Annotated in this window: 7 protein-coding genes; 4 read left to right on the top strand and 3 right to left on the bottom strand. The window is 69.9% G+C overall.

Translation table 11 applies throughout. From position 1 onward, the window contains the following. Nucleotides 1–31: 31 nt before the first annotated feature. On the bottom strand, nucleotides 32–328 hold the full coding sequence (locus D7V93_RS35795) for a hypothetical protein (protein ID WP_120647628.1): 297 nt from the start codon (nucleotides 326–328) through the stop codon (nucleotides 32–34). Between the two features lie 45 nt (nucleotides 329–373). Beyond that, nucleotides 374–1,618: an MFS transporter gene (locus D7V93_RS35790; protein WP_120647627.1), complete on the bottom strand. Its 1,245-nt coding sequence runs from the start codon at nucleotides 1,616–1,618 to the stop codon at nucleotides 374–376. A gap of 125 nt (nucleotides 1,619–1,743) precedes the next feature. Here D7V93_RS35790 and D7V93_RS35785 point away from each other — a divergent pair, with 125 nt between their 5' ends. The 3 genes from D7V93_RS35785 to D7V93_RS35775 are packed head-to-tail and all read left to right on the top strand — an operon-like array spanning nucleotide 1,744 to nucleotide 3,711. Next, nucleotides 1,744–2,664 (top strand): RluA family pseudouridine synthase, encoded by a 921-nt coding sequence (locus tag D7V93_RS35785; protein ID WP_120647626.1) that lies wholly within the window; start codon nucleotides 1,744–1,746, stop codon nucleotides 2,662–2,664. Nucleotides 2,665–2,707: 43 nt separating this feature from the next. Beyond that, nucleotides 2,708–3,337 (top strand): hypothetical protein, encoded by a 630-nt coding sequence (locus tag D7V93_RS47040; RefSeq protein WP_244237706.1) that lies wholly within the window; start codon nucleotides 2,708–2,710, stop codon nucleotides 3,335–3,337. Beyond that, the gene (locus tag D7V93_RS35775; protein ID WP_120647625.1) at nucleotides 3,334–3,711 is read left to right on the top strand and encodes a hypothetical protein; all 378 of its coding nucleotides are present in this window, start codon (nucleotides 3,334–3,336) and stop codon (nucleotides 3,709–3,711) included. The genes D7V93_RS47040 and D7V93_RS35775 overlap by 4 nt, the downstream gene beginning before the upstream one ends. Nucleotides 3,712–3,758: 47 nt before the next feature. On the opposite strand, the gene D7V93_RS35770 is transcribed toward D7V93_RS35775, so the two are convergent. Next, nucleotides 3,759–4,037: a hypothetical protein gene (locus tag D7V93_RS35770; protein WP_147451517.1), complete on the bottom strand. Its 279-nt coding sequence runs from the start codon at nucleotides 4,035–4,037 to the stop codon at nucleotides 3,759–3,761. Nucleotides 4,038–4,483: 446 nt separating this feature from the next. Here D7V93_RS35770 and D7V93_RS35765 point away from each other — a divergent pair. Beyond that, nucleotides 4,484–6,146, top strand: a 1,663-nt coding sequence (locus tag D7V93_RS35765) for a chemotaxis protein CheA (RefSeq protein ID WP_147451516.1), incomplete at its 3' end; no start/stop codon positions are given.

The following is a 6,146-nucleotide window of genomic DNA, read 5'->3' as shown; positions in this document are numbered from 1 at the left end:
ATCCTGCACCCCTCCCATCCCTGAAACTGTCTCAGGGGCTGGGCCGGCAGTAGCCCCGGGGATAGGCGTAGCAATAGGTGCCGGTGGGGCAGGGCGGCAGCGCCGGTCCACACAGCGCGGGGTTGTCGAACTCGCAGGTGCCCCGGATGCCGTCCGTGCTGCAGTGGTAGCCCTCGGGACACGGGGGCAGCTTCGAACCACACGTCAACGACTGCTCCGTCTGGACGAAGGACGGATCCTCCGTCACGTCCAGGGCCTCCGTGCCACCACAGCCCGCCAGCATGACGCCCGCGGCCAGCAACAACCCCTTGATGAATCCTGCTCGCATGGGTGCTCCAGGGAAATGGTTTCCTGAATTGACTGCGCACCCAGCCTAGCCTGCTTTCACGTCTTCCAGCGTGGCGAGCCCGCGGGGGCGCAGGGCACGTGTCACCACGACGATGCCGAAGAAGAGGAGGGCGGCGCCCGCGGTGATGGGCCGCACGCCCAGGCGGTCGGACAGCATGCCCTGGCCCCACACGCCCAGCACGTAGCCCATGTTCACCAGCAGCAGGAACAGGCTGCTCACGCGCGCTTGCAGCTCCGGCGGCGTGCGCGCCTGGCACACCGTCTTCAGGCCGGTGAAGGCGACGAGGTACACCGCGCCCAGGACGAACAGCGCGCCCAGGGCCACGGGCAGCGTGGGGGACAGCCAGAAGATGGCGGAGCACAGGCCCACGAGCACCATGGCGCCCTCCAGCAGGGCCCGCCGTCCCACGCGCGCGACGATGGCCCCCGTGCTGAACGCCGCGAGCACCGCCCCCGTGCCCTGCGCGGTGAGCAGCATCGAGGTGGTGGTGGCGTCTCCCCCCAGCACCTTCAGGGCGAACACCGGGACGAGCCCCACGAAGGGGGAGATGAGCAGCCCGACGAAGCCCCCCGTCCCCAGCGCGAGCGCGATGCCGGGGTCCGTCCACGCGAGCTTCACGCCCCGGACGATGCCGGCCCACAGCGCCTCCACCCTGGGCGGGGTGCGCACCGCGCCGTGCATCCGGGCCAGGGCCAGGAGCACGGCGAGGAAGGAGAGGGTGTTGATGAAGAGGGCCCCGGCGATGCCCAGCTGCGTCAGCACGAGCGCGGCGAGGACGGGCCCGATGATGCGGCCCAGGTTGAACTGCGCCGAGTCCAGGCTGAGCGCGTTGTGCAGGTCCTCCTGCGGGACGACGGCGACGGTGAGCGCGGTGGCGCAGGGGATGGAGAGCGTGCTGAAGGCGCCGTTGAGCAGTGAGATGGTCGCCACCCACGGCACGGACAGGTTGCCCGTCGCGGCCAGCACCGTGAGCAGCGCGGCGAGCAGCGCCTGGACGCACACGCACACGGCCATGAAGGAGCGCCGGTCGAAGCGGTCCGCGAGCGCGCCTCCCAGCGGGGCGAGCACGAGCGAGGGCAGGTGGGTGAGCGCGGCGACGCCCCCCGTCCATCCGGCCTTGCCCGTCACCTGCGTGACGTAGACCCCCAGGGCGACGGACTCCATCCACGTGCCGATGTTGGACACGAGCATGCCCGCCCAGAGGTAGGCGAAGTCCCGGTGCGACAGGGCCCGGAACGAGGAGAAGCGCGAGAGCTGGAAGATGGCCAAGGCGGGCCCGTTCTACTGCGCTCCCCTGACGCGTGCTCGGTGGGTGCATGCCTACACGGCCCGCGAAGCAGGGAAGGAGGCAGCAGGGCGTTGACTCCCTGCCTGCCATGAGAGACGGGAGGAACATGGCGCGGCACAAGGTCCTCGTGGTCCCCCAGGCGGTCGCGGGCGAGCGGCTCGACCGGTTCCTCACGAAGCACGTCCCCGGCCTCACGCCGGAGCGCGCCCGCGCGCTGCTGGACGCCGGGCGTGTGCGCATCCGGGGCAAGAAGGCGCAGGCCACGCGCAAGCTCTGGGGGGGCGAGGAACTGGAGCTGGAGACGCCGGAGCCCCGCCCGCCGCCTCCCTCCTCCCTGGAGGGCCCGGAGCTGCCGGTGCTGTACGACGACGCGGCGCTCCTCATCATCGCCAAGCCGCCGGGGCTGGTGGTGGAGCCGGAGGGGCGCGCGGCCTCCGTGGTGGGGCTGCTCGCGGCGCGGTGCCCGCCATTCGACGTGGAGGGCGTGGCGCAGCCGGGCGTGGTGCACCGGTTGGACCGGGAGACGAGCGGGTGTCTGGCATTGGCCCGGACGGATGACGCCGTGGCCGCGCTCCTGAAGGCCTTCCAGGAGAAGCGCGTGGACAAGCGCTACCAGACGCTGGTGCTGGGACGGCCGCCGGACACGGGCCGGTTGGAAGGACCCTATGCGCGCGACCCGAAGGACCCGCGCCGCTTCACCACCCGCGTGCCCTCCGCGCGCCGGGCGGCCCTGACGTTCACGGTGCGCGAGCGGTTCCGGGAGGGGGCCCTGCTGGACATCGAGCTGGACACGGGCCGCACGCACCAGATTCGCGTGCAGCTCTCCGAGGCGGGCTTCCCGGTGCTGGGCGACGCCGTCTACGGCACCGACGCCGCGCGCACGCACCCGGCCGCGCTCGCCGTGGGACGACAGGCATTGCATGCGTGGCGGCTGGAGGTGCCTTCCTCCGCGACGGGGAAGCTCGTCCAGGTGGAGTCCCCGCTGCCCGACGACTTCCTGCGTGGGCTGGCGCTACTGCGCGGGTAGGGACGGATCGTCGGCAGTGGGTATGTGTCATCGGAACGCGTCGATGTCGTACGCGAGCAATCAGGATCTCATGCAAATGATGGGTGTGTTGTGCCAGCTTCTGGGTTCTACCCTTGCGATTGTCCTCGTCTCCTGCGGTGGTGCCCGCGCTGTCGCCCACCCAAGAGCGGAAGAAATCAACGGTTTCGTTCTGACTGTCGAGGAATTGCCTGACGGGAGCAGTCATCATTCCTGGCGCCACGCCTCCAAAGCGGATCTTCCTCGGAATGAGGGTGGCATTACGCTCGCCTCGCGTCGGAGCCGGGACTGCGATGAGGAGCACACGGCCTGCTACCGCGCTTGCATGAGGCTCAAGCTTCCTGCGCATTTCGGCCACATCGAGTATGGAAGCGCCAGGCACATCAACTACTGCAGTAGTCAATGTCTTGCTGAATATGAGCAGTGCCTGGGCACTCAAGGGCGTCAGTTCCTGGCGTTCTCCGCGGTAGGGGGGGCTGTTGACTGGCTGAAGCGTCACCGTACGGAATTACTGGCAGGAGCCATCGTCGTCATTGCCGGTGTGACCTTTGTCGTCATTTCGGCGGGCGCGGGGGCGCTCGTCCTGGCTCCCATGGTTCTCATGGCCTCCACAGGGGGCGCGGTCGAGTCAGGGTTCGTTGGAGTTGCCCCATGAGCATGGACACCGCCAGTTTGCTCGACCGCCTCTATCAACTGCGCACGAGGGCGCGAACACCTGAAGAGCAGGAGGCGTTGGACGTTGCCGCGGACGGGCTCTCCTTCATCCTGTCGCTCGGAAAGCTGCACGCGTTCGAGGACTATCGGGAGCGCCTCGGCTCCAATGCCGCCCCGGTTCCCCTCTGCTCTTTCGACACCCGAGAGGCGGCGGAGGCCTGGCTGACGGCGCATCCCGAGCCTCCTCATGGTGCCGCTGTAGCGGTTGGGGGCACGCTCTACACCGTGGCGTATGTGCGCCAATCCGGCCACAGAGCCCTGCTTCGCCTTCCCATGCATGGGGAGCTGGACGGGGATGGGTCGCCGGAGTCCTAGGTCCTGACGGTGGAATCGCAGGGGATGAAGCAGGCGCCCCGGTGATGTCAGGGCGCGGCGCACTCCCGACGCAGCTTCAGGTGGCGCCGGATGAGCAGGAGGCGCTCCCTGTCAGGGGAGCCGTCCAGGAATGGCCCCCAGCGCTCACTGAAGGTGTCGTAGTCCGGCAGGGCCCACGTGGGCAGGTCCACCTGCCGCGGAAAGCCGCTCGCCAGCGAGTCGTCCACGTCCGGCACCAGGCCGTCCGGCCAGCGCCCGGGCGTCGTCCCCCGGAGGCGTGGGGGCGTGATGTCTCGGTGGGGCGAGGCACACCCATGGCCGGGCACGGCACGTCCAAATCCAATCCATCAGGTCATGCAGGTGCAGGTGCGCTGTCGCAGGACTGGCATTGCCCCGCCCGGAAACCCCAGTCATGGGTAGGGCCGGCCTCCGAAAAGAACTGAAAGCAAGCAGGCCGGCTGTCTGGCTGATAATTCCGCTTAAACGCCATTTATCCAGTCGGGTTGTGCTCGTGTTACATTCTTGATACTCTCATTCCCTCAGTTCATTCCTCTTCGGGGAGGTCGGCCCACCTCCGCGGCAATGGCTCACATTGTGAGGACGGGATTCGTGTGTCTGTGTTTCCCGAAGGGTCGCTGCCTCCACCCCTGTCGCATCGAGCCCCCATGACCTCCGCCCCCGAGCGGCTGTCGTTGAACTCCCCTCCTGATGTCCCACGACACGCGCCGGTTCCCTTGAGTCGGGGTGCCGGGCGGTGACGGGCCTGGGGGGCATGACGTCAGAGACAGCCGGAGAGTGGGAGAAGGTGCTCGTCATCTTCGCCGCGGAGGCCGAGCGGCTCGTCTCCTCCATGGAAGAGGGCCTCATCGCGCTGGAGCTGTCTCCCGCGGATGACCTGCTCCCGGGCATCCTGCGCGGGGCGCATACGCTGAAGGGCGCCGCGGGTTCGCTCGGCTTCCAGGCCGTGACGGACTACACGCACGGCGTCGAGGACCTCCTCCAGGCGCTGCTCGACCGGCGCCTCACGGTGAACGAGGAGCGGGTGTCGCTCCTGCTCAACGCCGTGGACCACCTGCGCGACCTCAGCCAGGCGTCCCTCGCCGGCGTGGACTCGCTGGGCGCGGTCCACAAGGCCCACCTCGCCCTGCTCAAGAGCACCGCCTCTGCCCACCCCTCCGTGAAGGAGGCTCCCGCGGCCCCGGCGCCGCCTGGCCTCCCGCGTCTTCCGGAGGCGCGCGGCGCGACGCGGGGCCGCTCGCGGATGGACCTGGAGCGGTTGGACCGCATCGTCACGCTCACCGCGGAGCTGTCCGTCGCTCGCGGCCGGATGACGCAGTTCCTGACGGGCGCGGAAGGCTCGGGCGCGAGCTGGGAGGACGCGCTCGCGCAGCAGCGGGAGATGGATCCCCTCTTCGAGGAGCTCCAGGAAGAGGTGATGAAGGTCCGGATGGTCCCGGTGGGGCCGCTGTTCCGTCAGCACCTGCGCACCGTGCGGGACCTGGCCCGCTCGCAGCAGAAGCTGGCCCTGCTGGAGCTGGAGGGCGAGGACGCGACGCTGGACACCGCGGTGCTGGACGCGCTGCGCGACCCGCTGCTGCACCTCTTGCGCAACGCGCTGGACCACGGCATCGAGTCCCCCGACGAGCGCCAGGCCGCGGGCAAGGACCCCCGGGGCCACCTGCGGCTCAAGGCCTACCATGACGCCGGCAGCGTCGTGGTGGAGCTGTCCGACGACGGCCGGGGCATCCAGCGCGAACGGGTCCGCGAGCGCGCCCGGGAGCGGGGCCTCGTGGCGGCGCCCGAGCGACTGCGCGACGACGAGCTCCTGCGCCTCATCTTCGAGCCCGGCTTCACCACCGCGGCCACCGTGACGGAGCTGTCCGGACGCGGCGTGGGCATGGACGTGGTGCGCCGTGACATCGAGGCGCTGCGCGGCTCGGTCTCCGTCCAGAGCCAGGAGGGGCGCGGCACCACGCTGACGCTGCGCCTGCCCCTCACGCTCGCCGTCATCCAGGGCTTCGCCATGGGCGTGGGCGACCAGGTCTACGTCGTCCCCATCGAGGGCGTGCAGGAGTGCATGGAGGTCCCCGCCGACGAGCGCTCATCGAGCGCCTCCGGCGTCCTGTCCCTGCGCGGCCAGCCGCTGCCCTACCTGCGGCTGCGCCAGGTCTTCGGGCTGGGCGGCGACCTGCCGGCCCGGGAGAACGTCGTCGTCCTCAAGCACCCGGATGGCGTCGTCGGGCTGGCGGTGGACGAGCTCCAGGGCGAAGGCCAGCGCGTCATCCGGCCCCTGGGCAAGCTCTTCCAGGGCATCCCTGGCATCTCCGGCTCCACCATCCTGGGCGATGGCCGCGTGGGCCTGCTGCTGGACACGCCCACGCTGGTGCGCAGGGCCATCCTCCGCGCCTCCGAGTGCGCCGAAGCCTCCTCTTCCC

Origin of the sequence: Corallococcus llansteffanensis (assembly GCF_003612055.1) — a bacterium.
GTDB lineage: Bacteria > Myxococcota > Myxococcia > Myxococcales > Myxococcaceae > Corallococcus > Corallococcus llansteffanensis.
This window is presented reverse-complemented; position numbering and strand designations above follow the sequence as displayed.